General features: G+C 63.0%; 19 protein-coding genes. 9 read left to right on the top strand and 10 right to left on the bottom strand.

Features of this window, described 5'->3' with window-relative positions; all coding sequences use genetic code 11:
- Positions 1 to 79: 79 nt before the first annotated feature.
- The 3 genes from AB6802_RS14100 to AB6802_RS14090 form a co-directional block, all read right to left on the bottom strand.
- Positions 80 to 1,162: a YcjF family protein gene (locus tag AB6802_RS14100; RefSeq protein ID WP_371010721.1), complete on the bottom strand. Its 1,083-nt coding sequence runs from the start codon at positions 1,160 to 1,162 to the stop codon at positions 80 to 82.
- Positions 1,159 to 2,625, bottom strand: a complete 1,467-nt coding sequence (locus tag AB6802_RS14095) for a YcjX family protein (protein ID WP_371010720.1) — start codon at positions 2,623 to 2,625, stop codon at positions 1,159 to 1,161. Before AB6802_RS14095 ends, AB6802_RS14100 begins: the two co-directional genes overlap by 4 nt.
- Before the next feature lie 64 nt (positions 2,626 to 2,689).
- Entirely contained in the window at positions 2,690 to 3,193 is a 504-nt protein-coding gene (locus AB6802_RS14090; protein ID WP_371010719.1) for a histidine phosphatase family protein, read from the bottom strand.
- A gap of 248 nt (positions 3,194 to 3,441) precedes the next feature.
- Here AB6802_RS14090 and dksA point away from each other — a divergent pair, with 248 nt between their 5' ends.
- Positions 3,442 to 3,858 carry an RNA polymerase-binding protein DksA gene (dksA, locus tag AB6802_RS14085; protein ID WP_040972254.1) on the top strand — a complete coding sequence of 139 codons (417 nt, stop codon included), beginning with the start codon at positions 3,442 to 3,444 and terminating at the stop codon, positions 3,856 to 3,858.
- Here dksA and AB6802_RS14080 read toward each other — a convergent pair.
- Positions 3,843 to 4,118 (bottom strand): hypothetical protein, encoded by a 276-nt coding sequence (locus tag AB6802_RS14080; protein WP_371010718.1) that lies wholly within the window; start codon positions 4,116 to 4,118, stop codon positions 3,843 to 3,845. The genes dksA and AB6802_RS14080 overlap by 16 nt on opposite strands.
- Before the next feature lie 47 nt (positions 4,119 to 4,165).
- A complete protein-coding gene (locus tag AB6802_RS14075; protein WP_371010716.1) occupies positions 4,166 to 4,879 on the bottom strand; it encodes a hypothetical protein in 714 nt (237 codons plus the stop codon).
- 210 nt (positions 4,880 to 5,089) lie between these two features.
- On the opposite strand from AB6802_RS14075, the gene cckA reads away from it, so the two are divergent.
- Together cckA and AB6802_RS14065 are read left to right on the top strand one after the other, a co-directional pair.
- On the top strand, positions 5,090 to 7,675 hold the full coding sequence (gene cckA, locus AB6802_RS14070) for a cell cycle histidine kinase CckA (RefSeq protein ID WP_371010715.1): 2,586 nt from the start codon (positions 5,090 to 5,092) through the stop codon (positions 7,673 to 7,675).
- Positions 7,676 to 7,749: 74 nt separating this feature from the next.
- Positions 7,750 to 8,457: a DeoD-type purine-nucleoside phosphorylase gene (locus AB6802_RS14065; RefSeq protein WP_371010714.1), complete on the top strand. Its 708-nt coding sequence runs from the start codon at positions 7,750 to 7,752 to the stop codon at positions 8,455 to 8,457.
- A gap of 59 nt (positions 8,458 to 8,516) precedes the next feature.
- Here AB6802_RS14065 and AB6802_RS14060 read toward each other — a convergent pair whose 3' ends face one another.
- From AB6802_RS14060 to AB6802_RS14045, 4 genes are all read right to left on the bottom strand, one after another.
- On the bottom strand, positions 8,517 to 9,734 hold the full coding sequence (locus AB6802_RS14060) for a cytochrome c (protein ID WP_371010713.1): 1,218 nt from the start codon (positions 9,732 to 9,734) through the stop codon (positions 8,517 to 8,519).
- A complete protein-coding gene (locus tag AB6802_RS14055; RefSeq protein WP_371010712.1) occupies positions 9,731 to 11,497 on the bottom strand; it encodes a GMC family oxidoreductase in 1,767 nt (588 codons plus the stop codon). The genes AB6802_RS14060 and AB6802_RS14055 overlap by 4 nt, the downstream gene beginning before the upstream one ends.
- A gap of 3 nt (positions 11,498 to 11,500) precedes the next feature.
- On the bottom strand, positions 11,501 to 12,247 hold the full coding sequence (locus AB6802_RS14050; protein WP_371010711.1) for a gluconate 2-dehydrogenase subunit 3 family protein: 747 nt from the start codon (positions 12,245 to 12,247) through the stop codon (positions 11,501 to 11,503).
- A gap of 269 nt (positions 12,248 to 12,516) precedes the next feature.
- Complete coding sequence (locus AB6802_RS14045; RefSeq protein WP_371010710.1) at positions 12,517 to 12,822, bottom strand: ribbon-helix-helix domain-containing protein; 306 nt, start codon at positions 12,820 to 12,822, stop codon at positions 12,517 to 12,519.
- Between the two features lie 255 nt (positions 12,823 to 13,077).
- Here AB6802_RS14045 and AB6802_RS14040 point away from each other — a divergent pair, with 255 nt between their 5' ends.
- The 3 genes from AB6802_RS14040 (at position 13,078) to AB6802_RS14030 (ending at position 15,700) form a co-directional block, all read left to right on the top strand.
- Entirely contained in the window at positions 13,078 to 13,473 is a 396-nt protein-coding gene (locus AB6802_RS14040; protein ID WP_371010709.1) for a VOC family protein, read from the top strand.
- A 75-nt stretch (positions 13,474 to 13,548) separates the two neighbouring features.
- The gene (locus AB6802_RS14035; protein ID WP_371010708.1) at positions 13,549 to 14,079 is read left to right on the top strand and encodes a gluconate 2-dehydrogenase subunit 3 family protein; all 531 of its coding nucleotides are present in this window, start codon (positions 13,549 to 13,551) and stop codon (positions 14,077 to 14,079) included.
- A gap of 49 nt (positions 14,080 to 14,128) precedes the next feature.
- Entirely contained in the window at positions 14,129 to 15,700 is a 1,572-nt protein-coding gene (locus AB6802_RS14030) for a GMC family oxidoreductase (RefSeq protein WP_371010707.1), read from the top strand.
- A 152-nt stretch (positions 15,701 to 15,852) separates the two neighbouring features.
- Here AB6802_RS14030 and AB6802_RS14025 read toward each other — a convergent pair whose 3' ends face one another.
- On the bottom strand, positions 15,853 to 16,242 hold the full coding sequence (locus tag AB6802_RS14025; protein ID WP_371010706.1) for a hypothetical protein: 390 nt from the start codon (positions 16,240 to 16,242) through the stop codon (positions 15,853 to 15,855).
- A 305-nt stretch (positions 16,243 to 16,547) separates the two neighbouring features.
- On the opposite strand from AB6802_RS14025, the gene urtA reads away from it, so the two are divergent.
- The 3 genes from urtA to urtC all read left to right on the top strand — a co-directional run bounded on the left by urtA (position 16,548) and on the right by urtC (position 20,797).
- Complete coding sequence (gene urtA / locus AB6802_RS14020) at positions 16,548 to 17,858, top strand: urea ABC transporter substrate-binding protein (RefSeq protein WP_371010705.1); 1,311 nt, start codon at positions 16,548 to 16,550, stop codon at positions 17,856 to 17,858.
- 108 nt (positions 17,859 to 17,966) lie between these two features.
- A complete protein-coding gene (gene urtB, locus AB6802_RS14015; protein ID WP_371010704.1) occupies positions 17,967 to 19,583 on the top strand; it encodes an urea ABC transporter permease subunit UrtB in 1,617 nt (538 codons plus the stop codon).
- Complete coding sequence (gene urtC / locus AB6802_RS14010; RefSeq protein ID WP_371010703.1) at positions 19,580 to 20,797, top strand: urea ABC transporter permease subunit UrtC; 1,218 nt, start codon at positions 19,580 to 19,582, stop codon at positions 20,795 to 20,797. The genes urtB and urtC overlap by 4 nt, the downstream gene beginning before the upstream one ends.

Below are 20,797 nucleotides of genomic sequence, written 5' to 3'. Positions count from 1 at the left end.
GAGTCTGCGGTTGGAACCTGAATGACCATGACCAAGATTGGTTAATGCTTCGTCACCGGCGCCGGCTTGGGTGTTTACCTTAACTGTCGTTCTGACCGTCCTTGCGTGACGCGAAAGAGGTCAGCGCCGACAGGAAATCGCCGAGGCCCGGCCGCTTGACGGCGATGAACGGCAAGGGCCGGGCGGTTTCCATCGCGGCGATGCCGATGCGCGCGGTCATCATGCCGTTGACGACGCCTTCGCCGAGCTTTGCCGACAGTTTCGCGGCAAGGCCGTGGCCGACGATCTGCTGCACGAAACTGTCGCCAAAGGCGATCGAGCCGGTCACCGCGAGATGAGCGAGCACGCCGCGCGCCAGCCGGAAGAAGCCGAGCGTGCCGGGGCGGCCGCCATAGAGTTCGGACAGCCGCCGGATCAGCCGGCCGGCCTCGAACACGACATAGGCGATATCGACGAGCGCGCGGGGACTGACCGCCGTTACCAGCGAGACACGCTTGGCGGCTTCGAGAATCATGATTTTGGCGCGAGCGTCGAGCGGCGACAGGATTTCGACCTCGGCGAGCCGCACCAGATTGGCGCCATCGATGATCTCGCCACGCAGCGCGGCAAGCGAGCGCCGGCCGGCCGCGGTCTCGGGTTTTGCCGCGACAAACGCCGACAGTTCGTCGACCAAAGCGCGGGCGGCCTTGGGATCGTCCCGCGCCACCGCGTCCAGGGCTCGCTTCTGCATTTTCTCGACTTCGGCGAGGCGGGCAATGGCGAGGAACTCGCGGATCAGGATGACGAACAGCGACAGAACCGCGATCGCGGCCATGCCGACCGCCAGCCAGCCCAGCCAGTCGGCGCGGGCGAACAGATTGCGGATGAGCTGGTCCGTCCACAGGCCGACCGCGAGCGAGACGAGCGCGCCGACCGCGCCGAAAAACAACCGGGCAAGCAGCGACCGCTTCCTTGGCGCGGTCGCCGGCGGTGGAGCCACTGCTTCGAGGTCCGGCTCGTCGAAGACGTCGATTTCCGAAGGGACCACCACCGCCACGTCGGCTTTCGTCGCGCGCAGCCTGCGCGCTGGTTGTTCTTCCGGGCGTCGGCTTCTTGGCGGTTGCGGGGTGAACTCTAGTTCGGGCTCGATGCGGAAGGCCGCGGGTTTGCGGGGCGCGGTCATGCCAGATGATCTCCGATCAGGAACTGCAGCGCGCGGTCGAGCCGGATATGCGGCAAGGACAGCGTGACGCCTTCAGCCGTGCGCTCGAGCTTCGGCGGGCGAAAGCGTACGAAACGGATCGCCGGCTCGTTATTCTCCGGCTCGGAAAGATCGAACACCGCATCGGCTTTTTCCGGTAAGTCACCGGGAAATATGGCGGTTTCGGTTTTTCCGTCGAACGTCTCACCGTTGATCCTTTCGCCCTTCAGCGGCGTTCCGATAATCACCGGCAATGTCTCGCGGCCTTGTTTGACGGTGCCTTCGCGGGTCGAGCGTACGGCCGCCATGGCGACGACATCGACATCCGCACCGCTGAAATTCGCTCGCGCCAGCGCCCGGTCGGTCAGCCGGCGCACGATCGCTTGCAGCCGATCATGGCTTTCATGGTGCAGATGGTCGGCCTTGGTCGCCGCCACCAGGATGCGGTCGATGCGGCGCGAGAAGAAGTCGGTCAGGAAATTGCCCCGGCCCGGCCGGAAGCAGGACAGGATCTCGGTGACGGCGCGCTCCAGATCGGCCATGGCGGCGGGGCCGGCATTCAACGCCTGCATGGCGTCGATCAGCACGATCTGGCGGTCGAGGCGGGTGATGTGCTCGCGAAAGAACGGTTTTACGACATGCGTCTTATAGGCCTCGTAGCGGCGCTCCATCATCGCCTGGAGCGAGCCGGAACGCGGCCGCCGCTCCGATCGCGTCATCAACGGCGCGAAGGTGAGCGCCGGCGAGCCCTCAAGGTCGCCCGGCATCAGGAAACGTCCGGGCGGCAGCGTCGAAAGCGCACGTTCGTCGAGCTTGCAGGCCTTGAGATAGGCGGCGAAGCTTTCGGCCAGCCGGCGCGCCGTCATCTCGTCGGCGTCGGCATCGGGGTCGACGGCGGATGCCAGCTCGCGCCAGGCCCGCGACAGGTCCGATCGGACGGGCAGGGCGGCCAGTTCCACCGCCTCGCGTGAAAAATCGGCGAAGGACTTGCCGAGCAGCGGCAGGTCGAGCAGCCATTCGCCGGGATAGTCGACAATGTCGAGCGAGAGCTTTCCGGCGGAGAACAGGCGATTCCAGCCGGAAGCGGATTCGTATTCGATGGTCAGCCGCAGTTCCGAGATGGCGCGCGTCGATTCCGGCCAGACGCGATCGTTGACCAGGGCGGCGACGTGATCCTCGTATTGGAAGCGGGGCACGGCGTCGTCCGGTTGCTCCTCGAGAAAAGCGCGGGCGACGCGGCCGGATTTCTGCGCCTCGAACAGCGGCAGGCGCCCGCCATGGATCAAATTGTGGACGAGGGCGGAGATGAAAACCGTCTTGCCGGCCCGGGAAAGACCGGTGACGCCCAGGCGCAAGGACGGAGAGAAGAGCCCGGCGGCCCGGCCCGACAGCGTGTCGAGCGCAATCCTCGCTTCGTCGGTGAAAGTGGTCAGCGATGATGCCAAATCATGTCTCTGGGTCACAGTTCAGGACCCGATATAGGCCCTGGTGCACCCGTTTGAAATGGTGTCAGAGGTCGGCGGGGGTGAGAAAGGCTTCGAGATAGCCATTGCCTTGCGCGGCTTCGGCAAGGTCGCCTGGAAAGCGCACCACGGCGAGGCCGGAGGTGGGAAAGCCATGGTTGAGCAGGCCGCGCGCGGTCTCGTCGCCATCGCCCGACACGGCCATGGCGAGGTCTTCCGTCATCGGATTGTGGCCGATCACCAGCAGCGAGGCGGCGACGCCGTTTTTTCGGATGATGTCGAGATAACCGGCGGCATCCTCGCTGTAGAGCGTGTCGAAAAACAGAACCCGACCGGTGTCGGTGCGCCCGGCAAGCCCTTCCAGCGTCTGCCGCGCCCGTTTGGCGTTGGAGCAAAGGGTGATGTCGGGCACGTAATCGAGCGCACGCATGGCCTCGCCCATAGCCTCGGCGTCGGCGATGCCCGATTCGTCCAGCGGACGGTCGAAGTCGCGCACACCTGGCAGCGCCCATCCGGCCTTGGCATGCCGCAACAGATAAAGTCTGCTCAAACCACCCCCCATGGTGCCGCCTTTGCTGGCAAACAACGATTAGTCATCAGAACCGCATCGTGCACAATGGCGGGCTTTCAACAACCGTGACGAATCACGGCCGGTTGGATTGCCGCCGCTGAAACAAAGCGCTCGCCGGGCCTTCCAACGGTGACTAACAATTGCGTGAAACTGTTGCCGATTGCGCTTGTGCAGCCCCTTGTCCGCGAATATATAGGCGCCAAATTTGGGGTTGTTGGGTGAGTCGTATGAACGATATCGTTACCGCCGATTACGTACCCTCCGAAGACGAGCCGTTCATGAACGAACGGCAGAAATCATACTTCCGTCAAAAGCTTATCACCTGGAAGAATGACATACTTCGTGAAGCGCGTGAAACCCTCGAAATCCTTCAGCAAGAAAACGCCAACCACCCCGACCTAGCCGATCGTGCCTCGTCCGAAACCGACCGCGCCATCGAATTGCGCGCCCGCGATCGCCAACGCAAGCTCATCTCGAAAATAGACTCCGCGCTGCAGCGCATCGACGAAGGCACCTACGGCTACTGCGAGGAAACCGGCGAGCCGATCGCGCTGAAGCGGCTCGATGCGCGTCCGATCGCGACGCTGTCGATCGAGGCGCAGGAGCGCCATGAACGTCGCGAGAAGGTTTATCGCGACGATTGAACGGGCTGCCGACAGCAGGATTGTTTGAAAAATGGCCGGGAATCCCGGCCATTTTTTGTTTGCGCGCGAAGCTTGCGGCTTTGAGGCGCTTCCGATTGGGTCAGGCTGAAGATCGATCGAACATACCGGTCAAACCTTTCCGGATTGCCCATATGCGCTGGCCGGCCCTTTTCGAAATGCGCCGCCAGCTGGGAAAGCAGCTCGATGTCGTTGCTGCCAAAATCGGGTTGATGCGAGCCTCTGCGGACGTCAACGAACATGACGCTGTCCCGCGTCTGGCCGTTTTCTTCGGCCCTTGGCCGTTCGGTCAGCGTTTGTGGCTGCCCAGTTCACCGAGAAGCTTGGTCATCTCGTCGTCAAGCGAGGGCCTGGCCACCGGCTTGGCAGGTGTGGTGTCTTCGTCGAGCGAGGCCTCGAGCTCGTGCATCAATGTGTCGTCGATGGATTCGTTGGCGGGTGGCGGCGTGTAGCGCGCGCTGCCGTTGGTTACGCCATAGGTGGGCAACGGCATGACCTTCGCGGTCGGCTGGCTCGGCGCTGCCGGCCTGGGCGCCGGCGCGGGGGCTGGCCGTGGCCGCGCGGCGGTCGCCGGCTGGGCGGCCGGCTGCGGCTGTTGTCTGGCTGGCGCCGGGGCGGGGGCCGGTTGCGGCGCCCGCGGGCGTGGCGCGGCCGCCTGTTGCTGTTGTTGGCCGCCGTCGCCTGTCAATGCCGGGCGACGTAGCGTCGCCAGCCTGATGTCGCGCTCGACGACGACATCGGTCGGTCCGCCGATCAGGATCAGATGCTCGATGTCGTCGCGACGCACCAGGACAAGCCGGCGATGGCTGTCGACGGCGGTGGCGTCCATGACGGCGAGCCGCGTCTTGCGGTTCCTGCCGCCGGCAACGAAGGTCCCGAAAGTCAGGTTGCGGACGACCTTGATGACGAGCAGCACGACGACCAGCAAAATGAGGGCCGCGAAGGTCCACAGGATTGCGGCGACATAACCCGGACCCGCCACGCTATCCAGCCACTGCAGCATCGGTGTGCACCCGTCACCTTTTTGAAGTGACGCGACACTAGACCGTGGTGGCAGCCCGCCGCAAGTTCGCTTCACCCATCGTGAACAGTTTGAAACATGAATCGTTGATTTTATCGGACATTTGCCGCCAAGGCCTTTTCCGCTACAGGAGAATGTGATTCAACCGGCCGTCCGCACCCGTCGGACACCGGAATCACACGCAGGGGGAACATGGCCAAGGAAGCGCGCGGCGATTTCTATCCGGTACCGATCGTCGACCAGAACACGCGTCCGGGCGCCGTCACCAGGCTCATCGTCTTCATCGTCGTCCTGACCGGCGCCGCGATCGTCTTCGGGCTGTTCCGCGAGCGGCTGGGCGACCCTTTCCTGCTCGGCATGCTCGGCGTGCTCGCCATGATCGGCGTCGGCTTCCTGTTCGCCACCGCCATCGGCTTCGTGCAGATCGCGCCGCGTTCGACGGGCGACGAGTTGTCGAAGGCCTTTGTCGACTCGATGTCGCAAGGCCTGCTGGTCACCGACACCAAAGGCCGTGTCGTCTATGCCAACCGGGCCTATGCCGACATGACAGGCGCGGAGTCGGCTGCCGATCTCAAGACGGTCGAGGGGTTGTTGTCGGATGTTCCCGAAGCCTCGATGACGATCTATCGGCTGGCCTCGGGCTTGCGCGACGGCCAGGCCGGCGACGGTGAGTTCCGACTGGCGCAGTCGATCAAGCCGGGCGCCGAACCCGGCGCGCGCTGGTATCGGGCGCGGGCCCGCGCCTTCAGCATGCCGGGGCAAAGGCTGCCGATGCTGGCCTGGCAGCTCGCCGATATCTCGCAGGAACGCGCCGAGCAGGAGCGTTTCTTCCTCGACCTGCAGAAAGCCATCGACCATCTCGATCACGCGCCGGCCGGCTTCTTTTCAGCCGACCAGGAAGGTCGCGTCACCTATATCAACGCCACGCTTGCCGAATGGCTCGGTATCGACCTTGCCTCCTTCACGCCGGGCGCCATCTCACTGCCTGAAATCATCGCCGGCGACGGTATGGCGCTGGTGCGGTCGGTGAAGGCCGACCCCGGCACGACGCGCAATGCCGTCATCGACCTCGATCTCACGACGATGGGCGGACAGGCGCTGCCCGTCCGCTTCATGCATCGCGTTTCGGCGAGCCGCGAGGGCGTCAACGGTCCGACCCGCACCATCGTGCTCAACCGCACCCAGGGCGAGGACGCTTCCGCCGAACTCAGGGCCTCGGAGGTGCGCTTCACCCGTTTCTTCAATTCGACGCCGATGGCGATCGCCGGCGTCGATGCGAGCGGGCGCATACTGCGCACCAACGCGCCGTTCCTGCAGCTGTTCTCGTCCGTCGTCGACCGCGACGCCGTCGACCGCCGGGTGCGGTTCGAGACCATCGTGCATGACAGGGACAGACCGGCTTTCGCCGGCGCCTTCGAGAAGGCGCGGCAGCGGCAGGCGAATATCGAGGCGATCGACTCCGTGCTGCCCGGCAACGAGGAACGCCACATCCGCTTTTACGTCAACGCCGTCGCCGACGGGGCTGCCGGTGATGGCGTGGAGGAAGCGGCGATCGTCTATGCGGTCGAAACCACCGAGCAGAAAGCGCTCGAAGGCCAGATGGCGCAGAGCCAGAAGATGCAAGCCGTCGGCCAGCTTGCCGGCGGCATCGCGCATGACTTCAACAATGTGCTGACCGCCATCATCATGGCGTCGGATCTTCTGTTGACCAACCACCGGCCGTCGGATCCGTCGTTCCCCGATATCATGAACATCAAGCAGAACGCCAACCGCGCCGCTTCGCTGGTGCGGCAGCTGCTCGCCTTCTCGCGCAAGCAGACGCTGCGGCCGGAAGTGCTCAATCTGACCGATGTCCTGGCCGATCTCAGGATGCTGCTTGCCCGGCTGGTTGGCAACGACATCAAGCTGAAGATCGACCATGGCCGCGACCTTTGGCCGGTCAAGGTAGATATCGGCCAGTTCGAGCAGGTGGTGGTCAATCTCGCCGTCAATGCCCGCGACGCCATGCCCGCCGGCGGCGATCTGACGGTGCGAACCCGCAATGTTTCGAACGAGGAGTGCAAGTCCTTCGCCTATCGCGAGCTGGCGCCGGCCGACTACGTGCTGGTCGAGGTCGAGGACACCGGCAGCGGCATCGCGCCGGACGTGCTGAAGAAGATCTTCGAGCCGTTCTTCACCACCAAGGAAGTCGGCAAGGGCACCGGCCTTGGTCTGTCGATGGTCTACGGCATCATCAAGCAGACCGGTGGTTTCATCTTCTGCGATTCCGAAGTCGGCAAGGGCACGGTGTTCCGCATCTTCCTGCCGCGGCATATCGCCGAGGTGAAGAAGCAGGGCGAGGCCGCCGATGCGCCGGCCAGCGCGGCGTCGGCTCCCGCCAAGGCGAGCGATGCCGCAAAAGACTTGTCCGGTTCGGCGACGGTGCTGTTGGTCGAGGACGAGGACGCCGTGCGCATGGGCGGTATGCGGGCGCTGACGTCGCGCGGCTATACCGTTCACGAGGCATCGTCCGGCGTCGAGGCGCTGGAGGTCTTCGAGGCGCTCGGCGGCAAGGTCGACATCGTCGTGTCCGACGTGGTGATGCCGGAGATGGATGGACCGACGCTGCTTGGCGAATTGCGCAAGCGTCAGCCGGACATCAAGTTCGTCTTCGTCTCAGGCTATGCCGAGGACGCCTTTGCCAAAAACCTGCCGGCCGACGCGCATTTCGGCTTCCTGCCAAAACCGTTCTCGCTCAAGCAGCTGGCGACGATCGTCAAGGACGTTCTGGAATCCTAATAAGCCAGCTTGCACATTGCATTGACCCTGCCATGATGGTGGCGGGGGTAGAGATGCATGAGTGGTAAGGTAGCGTGACGCCGCATATCGAGGCGGCCCGGGGAGACTATGCCGAAACGGTGTTGCTGCCGGGAGATCCCGAGCGTGCCCGATGGATGGCGGAAAATTTTCTGGAGGCGTCGCGCTGCGTGAACCGTCGCCGCGGCGCGCTTGGCTTCACCGGTCTTTACCGCGGCAAGCCGGTCAGCATCCAGGCAACCGGCATCGGCGTGCCGTCCTTGCTGATCTATGCCCATGAGCTGTTGTATTTTCACCGCGTCAAAACGTTGATCCGCACCGGCACCTGCGGCGGCCTGTCGCGAGATGTGCCGTTGCGCGGCGTCGTCATTTCCAGCGCCGTTCGCGCCGAGGGCGCAATGAGCGGGCAAGTCTTCGGGCTCTATAAGCCAGCCGGGCCGGACCAGGCCCTGCTTGCGCTGGCGGTGCGGCGGGCGGCCGAGCTTGGCATCGTCTGCAATGCGGGCCTTACAGTCTGCAGCGATGTGTTCCATCATCCCGACGGCAGGGCACGCTTCGATGAGCCGATGGCGCGCGGCGCGCTGGCGGTCGATATGGAGACCAGCGCGCTTTATCGCATCGCGGCGCATTTCGGTGCGCGTGCGCTATCGCTGCTCACCGTCGTCGACCATATCACCACCGGTGAACTCACCGATTATTCGGAGCGTCAGGCCTTGTTCTCCGATATGACCCGGTTGGCGCTCGAGGTCGCAAACGAGAGCTGAAGCCTCTTTGTCTTAACGCAATTCCAGACGGAAAACCGCTTACATTTTTCCGGGAATTGCTATTGCGTCAACTCCTTGCGCACGGCGGCGACTTCGCTGGCCGAAACCTCCGATGCGGCATTGCCCCAGCTGTTGCGCACATAAGTCAGGACGTCGGCGACCTCCTGGTCCTTCAGCCGCCAGGCGAGCGAAGGCATCGCGGGCGTCGTCGGTGCGTTTGCCGTGTGCACGGCCTGGCTGCCGGCCAGAACCAGCCGTGACAGGGTTTCGGTGCTGCCTTGCGCAACGATCGAATTGCCGGCGAGTGCGGGGAACAATGCGCCGGCGCCGGCGCCGTCGCCGCCATGGCAGGCCGAGCAATTGTCGCGGTAGACGGCTTCCCCCGTCACCATGCGCGCCTGCTCAGGCTTTGCCGGCGCGGCAACGACCGTGTCGGAGCCGAGGCTCTTCAAATAGACGGCAACCGCCTTCAGGTCAGCATCGGTCATCTTCGACGTTGAATTTTCAACGGCCTCCGCCATCGGGCCGGACGCGATCGAATGCGCGTTGACGCCGGTCCTGAGGTATTTGACCAGGTCATCCTCGGACCATTTGCCGAGGCCGGACCGGGCGCTGTTGGTGATGTCGGGCGCGAACCAGCCTTGCAGCGACGCGCCTTGCAGGAAGACGCTGTCCTGGTCGGCGCCGAGGAAGGATTTCGGCGTGTGGCAGGTGCCGCAATGACCGGCGCCCTGGACGATGTAAGCGCCGCGGTTCCATTCCGCAGACTTGGACGGATCGGGCGCAAAGCCGCCCTCGCTGAAATTGAGCAGGTTCCAGCCCCACATCGAAAAGCGGATGTTGAGCGGGAAGGGCAGCTGATTGGCTTCGACCTTGTTCGAGACGGGTTCGACCGTGGTCAGATAGGCCCACAGATCGGAAAGGTCCGGGTCGGTCATCTTCGTGTAGGCCGGGTAGGGCATCGCCGGATAAAGCCGCGCGCCATCATGGCCGATGCCGGTCTTCATCATATTGTGGAAGTCGGCTTCGCTCCAATTGCCGATGCCGGTCTCCGCGTCGGGCGTGATGTTGGGTGGGACCAGCGCGCCGAACGGCGTTTCCAGCGGCGGCCCACCGGCCAGCGACTTGCCGCCGGGCCTGGTATGGCAGCCGACGCAGTCGCCGAGCACGGCCTGGTACTGGCCGCGAATAATCTGGTCCGCCTGGTCTGCGGCGGTCGCGGGGCCAAGCGCCAACGTGGCAAGGCCCGTGGCAAAGGTGAGAGCGAGCGTCTTCATGCTTGCACCAATGGCGCGCCGGGATTGCGCAGATAATGGTTGCGGATGGCATCGGCGGCACGGAAGGCCAGCGCGCCGACCGTTCCCGTCGGGTTCTTGCCGGCATTCTGCGGGAAGGCGGAAGCGCCGATGACGAAGAGGTTTGGAACGTCCCAGCTCTGCAGATAGGTGTTGACGGCGCTGCGCTTGGGGTCGATGCCCATGATCGCGCCGCCGGTGTTGTGCGTGCTCTGATAGGGTACGCTGTCCCACCCTTTCTTGCGCCGGCCAACCGCATATTGTTTGCCGCCGAGCTTTTTGGCGATCTCCTCCATGCGATCGCAAAGATAGTTCGACATGCGAATATCATTGTCCGGAAAATCGAAGGTCATGCGCATCAGCGGCCGGCCGAAGCGGTCCTTGTAGGTCGGATCGAGATCGAGATAGTTGGTACGCGTGGCATAGCTGCTTCCCTGCGAGGAGAAGGAAAGCGTGCTCTTGTAGCCCTGGACTGTCGCCTTCTTCCAGGCGCTGCCCCATTTCGGCGTGCCGGGCACCGTCGGACGGGTACCGATCGGGCGGCCGTTGGTCGGGATGCAGTTGATGCCGGCGCCGCCGACGAAATCCAGCGGCCCATGGTCGAAGGCATCGCCATTATAGTCGTCGATGGTCTGGCCGAGCGCGCCGGCGGCGATGAAGGGGTTGAAGTTCTTGTCGTCGAAGAAGACCTGGGTGCCGGCATTGGTCTGGTAGCAATAGTTGCGGCCGACCGTGCCTTCGCCGCTGCCGGGATCGTAGATCCTGCCGATGCCGGACAGCATCATCAGCCGCACATTGTGCAGGCCGTAGGCGCACAGAAGTACCAGATCGGCCGGCTGGAAAAATTCCTCGCCGGAGGAGTCGATATAGGTGACGCCACGCGCGGACTTGCCGCCGGTGTGAAGATCGACATGCAGCACCTCGCTGTCGGTGCGGACCTCGAAATTCGCCTTCTTCATCAGCACCGGCAGGACAGTCGTCTGGGCGCTGGACTTGGAATAGTTGGCGCAGCCGAAGCGCTCGCAAAAGCCACAGAAGGTGCACTGGCCAAGTGTCACGCCAAGCGGATTGGTGTAAGCGCGCGACATGTTCGCGGACGGCGTCGGGAAGGGATGCAGCCCCATCGACCGGCCGGTCTCGGCAAACAGCGTCGGCGCATAGGTCATATCCATGGGCGGGTTGGGATAATCGCGCGAGCGCGGATCCTCGAACGGATTGCCGCCTTGCTGCAATTGCCCCTTGATGTTGCCGGCCTTGCCGGAGATGCCGGCCAGATATTCGAACTGGTCGTAGTAGGGCTCCATCTCGGCGCCGGTCACACCCCAGTCCTCGAGCTGGAGATCGGCGATGCGGGCGGCGCCATACCTGTTCGTGAGATTGGACTTGATCTTGAAGTCAGAATCCCAGAACCGCCAGGTATGGCCGTTCCAGTGGACGCCGGCGCCGCCGACGCCGTTGCCGGGCAGGAAGGAGCCGAAATCGCGCATGGGCAACGCCGTCTGCGACGGGTCGTTGCGCATGGTCATGGTTTCGACGGTGGGCTGCAGGAAGAGATCGCGCCGGACCGAGTAGCGCAACTCGTCCTGCATGTAGCCGATGTTGAAATCGGTGGCGGTGTCGCGCCAGGGCCCGCGTTCAATGGCAAGCACGTCGAGGCCCTGGTCGGTCAGCTCATTGGCAAGGATGGCTCCGGTCCAGCCGAGGCCGACGATGACGACATCCTTGCGCGGCAATATCCTCGTCATCGGTCAAGCTCCCTTGCTCAGCCATTCCGGACGCCCGCTGATCGAGACGGACGGCAGCGGGTAGGGCTGATTGTGTTTGGCGACATGGTCGCGGTAGTCGTAGCGCGCGCCGGGAAAGCCCAGCATGCGCCAGGACACCATCTCCTTGTTGCCGCCATAGACTGGATCGGCGAAGAAACCTTCCATCGTATTCTGCAAGAGCAACGCGAAGAATCCCGCAGCCTTGACGCTGTTCGGAAGCTCGACCTTGCCGGCCTCCATGGCGGTCAAAAACGCATCCTGATCCTCGGGCTTGAGCTCGACGAAGGTCTTGCCGTCGCGCTGCTTGAGGAAGGCGTCGATAGCGGCAAGACCGGCGCGGTAGCGCTGCGCCGGATTGGCTTCGCCCTGATAGCCCTGAGTCGGCAGCCCGGGCAGGAACGGCCCTTGCGTGTAAAGCCGGCTCGAGCTTCCAAAGGCGCCCGTCAGCTGCCGGTCGATATAGACGGCGCAACCCGCCTCCTTGCCGCCGATGCTGAGATCGTCATGCGGGACAAGGCGATCGACAATGGCCTCGACCAAAGCTGCCTCCTGCGGCGTGAAGAACTGCCATCCGCCGGCGGTCACCTGCGTCGGCGGATCCGACGCCATGGGCTCCCAGGGCAGGGCGCCCGAGATCGTTCGCGCCAGGCTGACCGCCGGGGCGGTGACGGTGAGCATGGCGACCGAGGAGAGGAAAAGGCGCCGGTTCATCCGATAGCGTTCGCTCATATTAGGGCCCCTGCAAATAAAGGTGCATGGCTCGGGAAGTCACGCCCAAGTTAAAAGGTGACAAAAGCCGTAAAGTTCAAGCCGCATAGCTCGATTTGTTGACAGCGTGCGGAAAGATAGACTGTCCGTCAAGCGCATTGACAAATTGTTAGTTGGGCCTGTCGTCGCTGGTCGGTTGTGCCTGTGCTTGAGATCGCCGCAACAACTCACGGGCGCGCGGATCGTTCCGCTGCCTTCGCCTGTCCAGGAAAAGTTATCCGTACCGCCGCTCAGGCGGCTTCCTGCTTCATCTGAGACTGTTCCTCGATGCTCGGGCGATGCCCGCGCAAATAGAGCGCGCAAGTGGTGCGCAGCATGGAGGCGAAGTTCGGGATCTGGCCATTGATCTCGATGGCCTCGTCATAGAGCTTCGAAATGAATTTCGGCGTCGTCAGTCCCTGGCTGTCGGCGATCTCGTCGAGGAGACCCCAGAACGTCGCCTCGAGCTGGATGCTGGTCGAATGTCCGTCGATGCGGATCGACCGGTTGATCTGCCGGTAGCCTTCCGGGTCCTGCCCGGCGAAGACTCTGCACATCGGTAACCTCCCGTTTTTGTTTATCTTGGGCGCCGATTGGATGGTTGGCGCCTTTTGAACACTGCCTGCATCTGCAATCTTCGGCCTGAGAGCCGGCAACGGCAATCAGACTTTCGTCCTTAGGCCTGCTACCTCTTTGAAAACCGCGGCGACACTAGCCGTTTTCCAGCCGCATGCGTGGTAATCGGCTGCCACCACCTTTTTTCGCCGGCGCGCATAATCCTCTCCGAAGCACCAGAAGCTGCGGAGTCCGATTTGGCGAAGACGATCCATTCCATGATCAGGGTTCTCGACGAGGCCCGGTCGGTCGAGTTCTACAACAAAGCCTTTGGCCTCGAGGTTGCGCAGCGGCTCGATTTCGAAACCTTCACGCTCGTCTATCTCAGCAATTCGGACTCGCGCTTCGAGGTCGAGCTGACCGTGAACAAGGGGCGTACCGAGCCTTATGTGCTCGGCGACGGCTATGGCCATCTCGCGGTTTCGGTCACCGACCTCGACAGCGAGCACGACCGGATCGGCGCGCTCGGCTTCAATCCGAAGAAGATCGTCGACTTCAACCACGACGGAGCGCTGATCGCCCGCTTCTTCTTCATCGAGGATCCCGACGGCTACAAGATCGAGGTCCTGCAGCGAGGAGGGCGCTTCCAATAGGGGATATGGCCGCGCAGGGGCGCGGCGCCAGCAACGGCACTCTCAGGGGTGCGAACAGCAAGCAGGGAGGAAATCATGGTTACAGTCTACGAAAAGAAGCCGGGCCTTTCGCGGCGCGAGCTTCTCAAACGCGGTGGCGTCGGTGCGTTGCTTGTCATTTCCGGCAGCGCCGTTATCAGCCCGGAACATGCCTGGGGTCTGGAAACCTCGGCTTTGAAGCCGGAAACGATGGCGACGCTGATCCAGGTGGCGCGCGACATCTATCCGCACGACCAGGTGCCGGACAGATATTACGCCATCGCCGTCAAGGGCCATGACGAGACGGCCGCCAAGGATCCTGCCCACAAGGAACTGATCGAGAAGGGGATCGCCGAACTCGACAAGAAGGCCGGCAAGGGCGGCTATCGCGGGCTTGGCTGGGAAGAGCAGCGTGTGGCGCTGCTCACCGACATCGAGAAGACGCCCTTCTTCCAGGCGGTGCGCGGCGGCCTCGTCGTCAGCCTCTACAACCAGAAGGAGGTGTGGCCGATCTTCGGCTACGAGGGCGAGTCCTACTCCAAGGGCGGCTACATCGCGCGCGGTTTCAACGACATCGAGTGGCTCTGAGCCGCTCTGTCTTGGCACCGCTTTTTGACCGATTTCATGGGAGGAAACCATGGCAGCACAATTTGATCTCAAGAACGACGGCGTGGTCGTCATCATCGGCTCCGGCGCCGGCGGCGGCACGCTCGGCAATGAACTGGCGCAGAAAGGCATCGATGTCGTCATCCTCGAAGCCGGCGCCCGCCACGAGTATGAGGACTTCATCAATGACGAGTGGGATTCGTTTGCCCAACTCGCCTGGAAGGACAAGCGCACCACATCCGGCGAGTGGCGCGTGGCCAAGGATTTTCCAAACCTGCCGGCCTGGATCGTCAAATCGGTCGGCGGCTCGACCACGCATTGGGCGGGCGCCTCGCTGCGCTTCCAGGAGCATGAGTTCAAGACGGCAACGACGTACGGCAAGGTGAAGGGCGCCAACCTTCTCGACTGGCCGGTGACACTGGCCGAAATGGAACCCTATTACGCCAAGGCCGAGGCCAAGATGGGCGTGACTGGCACCAATGACTGGCCGCGCCTGCCCGGCAACAACAATTTCAAGATACTCAAGGCCGGCGCCGATAAGCTCGGCTACAAGGAATGCCACACCGGCAACATGGCCATCAATTCGGTGGAGCGCGACGACCGCAATTCCTGCCAGCAGACCGGCTTCTGCTTCCAGGGCTGCAAATGGGGCGCCAAATGGTCGACGCTCTATACTGAGATCCCCAAGGGGGAGGCGACCGGCCATCTCGAAGTGCGGCCGAATTCCATGGTGGTCAAGATCAACCACGACGCGTCCGGCAAGGTCACCGGCGTCGTCTATGCCGACAAGGACGGCAAGCTGCAGGAGCAGAAGGCCCGCATCGTGGCGGTGGCCGGCAATTCGATCGAGAGCCCGCGCCTGCTCCTGAATTCAGAGTCGTCGAAGTTCCCGCATGGGCTCGCCAATTCGTCGGGGCAGGTGGGCAAGAACTACATGCGCCACACCACCGGCTCGGTCTACGCCATCTTCGACAAGCCGGTGCACATGTATCGCGGCACGACCATGGCCGGCATTATCCGCGACGAGGCGCGGCATGACCCATCGCGCGGCTTCGTCGGCGGCTACGAGTTCGAGACGTTGTCGCTCGGCCTGCCGTTCATGGCTGCCTTCCTCAACCCCGGCGGCTGGGGCCGCTCTTTCACCACCGCGCTCGACCATTACGACCACATGGCGGGCCTCTGGATCGTCGGCGAGGATATGCCGCGCGAGGAAAACCGCATCACGCTGCACAAGGACGAAAAGGACGAGCACGGCATGCCGATCGCCGACGTGCATTTCGACGATCATCCCAATGACGAGGCGATGCGCAACCATGCCTACAAGCAGGCCGCCGCACTTTACGACGCGGTTGGCGCGACGCGCTCGTTCCCGACGCCGCCTTATCCCTCGACCCACAATCTCGGCACCAACCGAATGAGCGCGAAGGCGGAAGACGGCGTCGTCAACCAGCATGGCCAGACGCACGACATCAAGAACCTGTTCGTCTCCGACGGCAGCCAGTTCACGACGGGTGCGGCCGAAAATCCGACGCTCACCATCGTGTCGCTGGCGATCCGCCAGGCGGAATACATCGCCGCCCAGATGTCGGAGAAGACCATCTGAAGCGGTTCGGCGTTGCCGCCGACCGCTCCAGCTATTTCGTTTGACGCAATTTCGGACGGAAAACCGCGAAGCACTTTTCCTGGAATTGCGTAGACCTCCCCGACTGCCTGCTGGCGCGGGACCCGACAGGGTTCCGCGCCTTTTTTATGAGGTCAGCCCTTGGTGCAGGTCGACGCGGTGAAGGCACCGTCGGGCTGCTTCATGATGATATCGAAGGAAGGGGCGCTCTGGCCGTCCAACGTCGCCTGCGTCATCGAAAGCGAATTGCCGCCGGCGGTGTAGCCGCCGAGCGGACCGAGCCAGCTGATCTCGCCATTGGCATCCATCTGATAGTTGTAGGCCTGCGGCGCGCTGCCGAAGGTGACCGGGCCGCTATAAAGGTTGCCCTTGATGGTGATGTCGCCGAGGTTGATGAACAGGCCGAGCAGATAGACTTCGCAGTGATAGGTCCCGTCCGGCAGCTTGCCGTCGGCGAAGTCGGCGCGCGCGCCGCTGGCGGCAGACATGAGAATCAGGAAGCTCAGAATAAAGCGGGAGGCCATGGCGTCGCTCGTTTGCAGGGCGACCTTGCCTCATTTGGCCGTGACCCTGCAACAGGGCTGCGCAGGCCATTTTCACGCATATGATGAAACTTAGAGCAGTTTTGCCAATTGGGCAAAATCTAGGCAGCGGTGCGTAAACTTTTCTCAATCTTTCCGCGCTGCAGCAGGTTGAGACATTTCAAGAATATAATATAAGCTGCTGTAAACACTATATTATCTCATAAAATTCTGCGATGCCATTCCGTCTGGCACGTCGCTTGCAAGTCTATGGTGCGGTGCAAACAACCAGCTTGGGAGCGTGTCATATGAGGGGTAATTTCGCGAAAATAACAAAAATCGTATCGGCAGGAGTCGTCGCGGCCGGCCTGCTGGCGTCGGCTTCCGCAAAGGCCGCGGAAGACACGATCAAGGTCGGCATCCTGCATTCGCTGTCGGGGACCATGGCGATTTCGGAGACGACGCTGAAGGATGCCATGCTGATGCTCATCGAGCAGCAGAACGCCAAGGGCGGCCTGCTCGGCAAGAAGCTCGAGGCTGTGGTCGTCGATCCGGCCTCCAACTGGCCGCTGTTCGCTGAAAAGGCGCGCGAGCTCATTTCGAAGGACAAAGTGGCGGCGGTGTTCGGCTGCTGGACCTCGGTGTCGCGCAAATCGGTGCTGCCGGTGTTCTCCGAGCTCGACAACATCCTGTTCTACCCGGTCCAGTATGAGGGCGAGGAAAGCGAGCGCAACGTGTTCTACACAGGTGCCGCTCCGAACCAGCAGGCCATTCCGGCGGTCGACTATCTGATGAGCAAGGATGGCGGCTCGGTGAAGCGTTGGGTGCTGGAAGGCACCGACTACGTCTATCCGCGCACCACCAACAAGATCCTCGAAGCCTATCTGAAGTCCAAGGGCGTCGCGGCCGAAGACATCATGACCAACTACACGCCGTTCGGCTTCTCCGACTGGCAGACCGAAGTTTCGGCGATCAAGAAGTTCGGTTCGGCCGGCAAGAAGACCGCCGTCGTTTCGACCGTCAATGGTGACGCCAATGTGCCGTTCTACAAGGAACTCGGCAACCAGGGCATCAAGGCCGAGGACATCCCGGTCATGGCTTTCTCCGTTGGCGAGGAGGAGCTTGCCGGTCTCGACACCAAGCCGCTGGTCGGCCATCTCGCCGCCTGGAACTATTTCGAGAGCGTCAGCACACCCGAGAACAAGAAGTTCATCTCCGACTGGCACAAGTTCATCAAGAACAACAAGCGCACCACCAACGACCCGATGGAAGCCCATTACATCGGCTTCAACATGTGGGTGAAGGCGGTTGAAAAGGCCGGCACCACCGACCCGGACAAGGTCATCGACGCCATGGTCGGCGTTTCGGTGCCGAACCTGACCGGTGGCTACTCGACGATGATGCCGAACCACCACATCACCAAGCCGGTGCTGATCGGCGAAATCCAGGCCAATGGCCAGTTCGAAACGGTTTCGAAGACGCCGGGCCTGGTGATGGGCGACGAATGGTCAGACTATCTGCCCGACTCCAAGGACCTGATTTCCGATTGGCGCGCGCCGCTCAGCTGCGGCAACTTCAACGTCAAAACCGGCAAGTGCGGCGGCAAAGGCACGAACTGATCCTCCCCGGACTGGACCTCCGGGTCCATGTCCAAGACCGCGCGCGTCCGGACGGTTTCCTCCACTGTCCGGACGCCCACTTCAACCTTCAAGGGTCGTCAAAAACCGATGAAGATTTTCCATGCGATGGGCCTGACGCTCTTGCTCCTGCTGACGACGTTGTCGGCTTCGGGTGCCGCGGAAGCCGATCTGCGTGCCATTATCGCCAAGTTCGCTACGGTAACCGACTTTTCCGAGACAGGAGCTGTCGTTCAGGAGTTGACAGCCACGGGCGATCCAGCGGTCGAACGGCCGCTTGCTGCCTTGGCGGACGGCAATCTTTACATTCGCACGGCCGACTCGATGGTGTTTGTCGGCAAGGAAGGCGACGAAAACGTCCAGCTATTCGATCCGCTGAGCGGCGAGGCAGCGGGCGAGGCCTCCGAGGACGACATCACCAAGGTCAGCGTCAACAACACGTTGCGCCGCGCCATCCGCGATGCATTGGGCACGTTGACGCTTGGCTCCAAGGATCCGACTGTCCGCATCGCCGCCGCCGACACCATGTTCAAGACGCCGGACGCCGCCAATATCGGGCCGCTCGACGCAGCGATCGCCAGTGAAAGCGTGGCGAGCGTCAAGGCCGTGCTGGAGCAGGCGCGTGCTGCTTCCATACTGGTTTCAGACAAGCCCGAAGCGGACAAGCTCGCCGCAATCGCCCTCATCGGCGCGCGTGGCGACCGCAGCGCGGTTTCGATCCTCACCTCCGTCGAGGCCAACGCCTCCGGAACGGTCAAAGACGCGGCGACGGCGGCAATCGCCGGCATCAATTCGAGCCTGGCGCTCTGGGATGCCGGCCAGAACATCTGGTACGGGATTTCGCTCGGATCGGTGCTGCTGCTGGCCGCGATCGGGCTCGCCATCACCTTTGGCGTCATGGGCGTCATCAACATGGCGCATGGTGAGATGGTGATGCTGGGGGCCTACACCACCTTCGTCGTCCAGCAGGTGATCCGAACCTCGTTTCCTGGCCTGTTCGACTGGTCGCTGATCATTGCGCTGCCGCTTGCCTTCCTGGTCGCGGCGTTTGTCGGCCTGGCCATCGAGCGCGGCATCATCCGCTTCCTCTACGGCCGTCCGCTGGAGACATTGCTGGCCACCTGGGGCGTGTCGCTGATCCTGCAGCAGGCGGTGCGCACCATCTTCGGGCCGACCAACCAGGAGGTCGGCAATCCGTCCTGGATGTCGGGCTCGTTCGACGTCGGCCAGCTGGCGGTCACCTGGAACCGGTTGTGGATCCTGGTCTTCGCGCTCTCGGTGTTCGGCGTGCTGCTCTATGTCATGAAGCGCACGTCCTGGGGGCTGCGGATGCGCGCTGTCACCGCCAACCGCCGCATGGCTGCTTCCATGGGCATCAGGACGCCGTGGGTCGATGCGCTGACTTTCGCGCTTGGATCCGGCATTGCGGGCATTGCCGGCGTGGCGCTCAGCCAGATCGACAATGTCTCGCCCAATCTCGGTCGCGGCTACATCATCGACAGCTTCATGGTCGTCGTCTTCGGCGGTGTCGGCAATCTCTGGGGCGCGCTTGTCGGCGCCTTCTCGCTCGGCATCGTCAACAAGTTCCTGGAACCCTATGCCGGCGCCGTGCTCGGCAAGATAGTCGTCCTGGTGCTGATCATCCTGTTCATCCAGAAACGCCCGCGCGGCCTGTTCGCGCTCAAGGGCAGGGCGGTGGAAGCATGATCACGCAGCGCTTCTTCGGCGCCGAGCGCCGCATCGCCATCACCATCTTCATCCTGCTGGCGGCGGCCATCGTCGTGCCGGTGCTCAATCTCGCCGTGTCGCCGGCCAGCGCCTTCTACATCCCGTCCTACATGGTGGCGCTGACGGGCAAATATCTCAGTTACGCGCTGCTGGCGCTCGCGCTCGATCTTGTCTGGGGCTATTGCGGCATCCTTTCGCTCGGCCACGGCGCCTTCTTCGCGCTCGGCGGCTATGCGATGGGCATGTATCTGATGCGTCAGATCGGCTCGCGCGGCGTCTACGGCAACCCGATCCTGCCCGATTTCATGGTGTTCCTGAACTACAAGGAGTTGCCCTGGTTCTGGACCGGTTTCGACCATTTCTGGTTCGCGGCGCTGATGGTGCTGGCCGTGCCCGGCCTTCTCGCCTTTATCTTTGGCTGGTTCGCGTTCCGCAGCCGCGTCACCGGCGTCTATCTTTCGATCATCACCCAGGCGATGACCTATGCGCTGCTGCTCGCCTTCTTCCGCAACGACATGGGTTTCGGCGGCAACAACGGCCTGACCGATTTCAAGGACATTCTGGGCTTCAACGTACAGGCCGATGCGACGCGCTCGGCGCTTTTCGCCGCGAGCGCGGTGACGCTCGCACTCGCCGTGTTGCTCACCTGGGCAATCGTCGGTTCCAAATACGGCAAGCTGCTGATGGCGGTGCGCGACGCCGAGAGCCGCACCCGCTTCCTTGGCTGGCGGGCGGAGAACGTCAAGCTGTTCGCCTTCACCGTCTCGGCGGTGATGGCCGGCATCGCCGGCGCGCTCTACGTGCCGCAGGTCGGCATCATCAATCCCGGCGAGTTCGATCCGGCCAACTCGATCGAGGTGGTGATCTGGACCGCCGTCGGCGGGCGCGGCACCATCGTCGGGCCGATCATCGGCGCGCTGCTCGTCAATGCCGGCAAGTCCTGGTTCACCGGTATGCTGCCGGAATACTGGCTGTTCGCGCTGGGCGGATTGTTCGTCGCCGTCACCTTGCTGCTGCCCAAGGGTATCGTCGGCATGTGGGATTCCTGGCGCGGCAATGCCCGAGCGATGCGCGCGGCCTCGGTCGCCGCCGAAGCCGGCATCGACACGGAAGAACCGAAGATCGTGCGCTCCGCCGCGACCGCGCCAGGCACCTGGTCGGCCTCCGGCCCCGAACCGCAGCCGGCGGAGTGA

Source organism: Mesorhizobium sp. RCC_202 (genome assembly GCF_041355295.1).
In the GTDB taxonomy this organism is placed as follows: Bacteria; Pseudomonadota; Alphaproteobacteria; order Rhizobiales; family Rhizobiaceae; genus Mesorhizobium.
The sequence above is the reverse complement of the archived record's forward strand: the minus strand, read 5'-3'. Positions and strand labels throughout refer to the sequence as shown.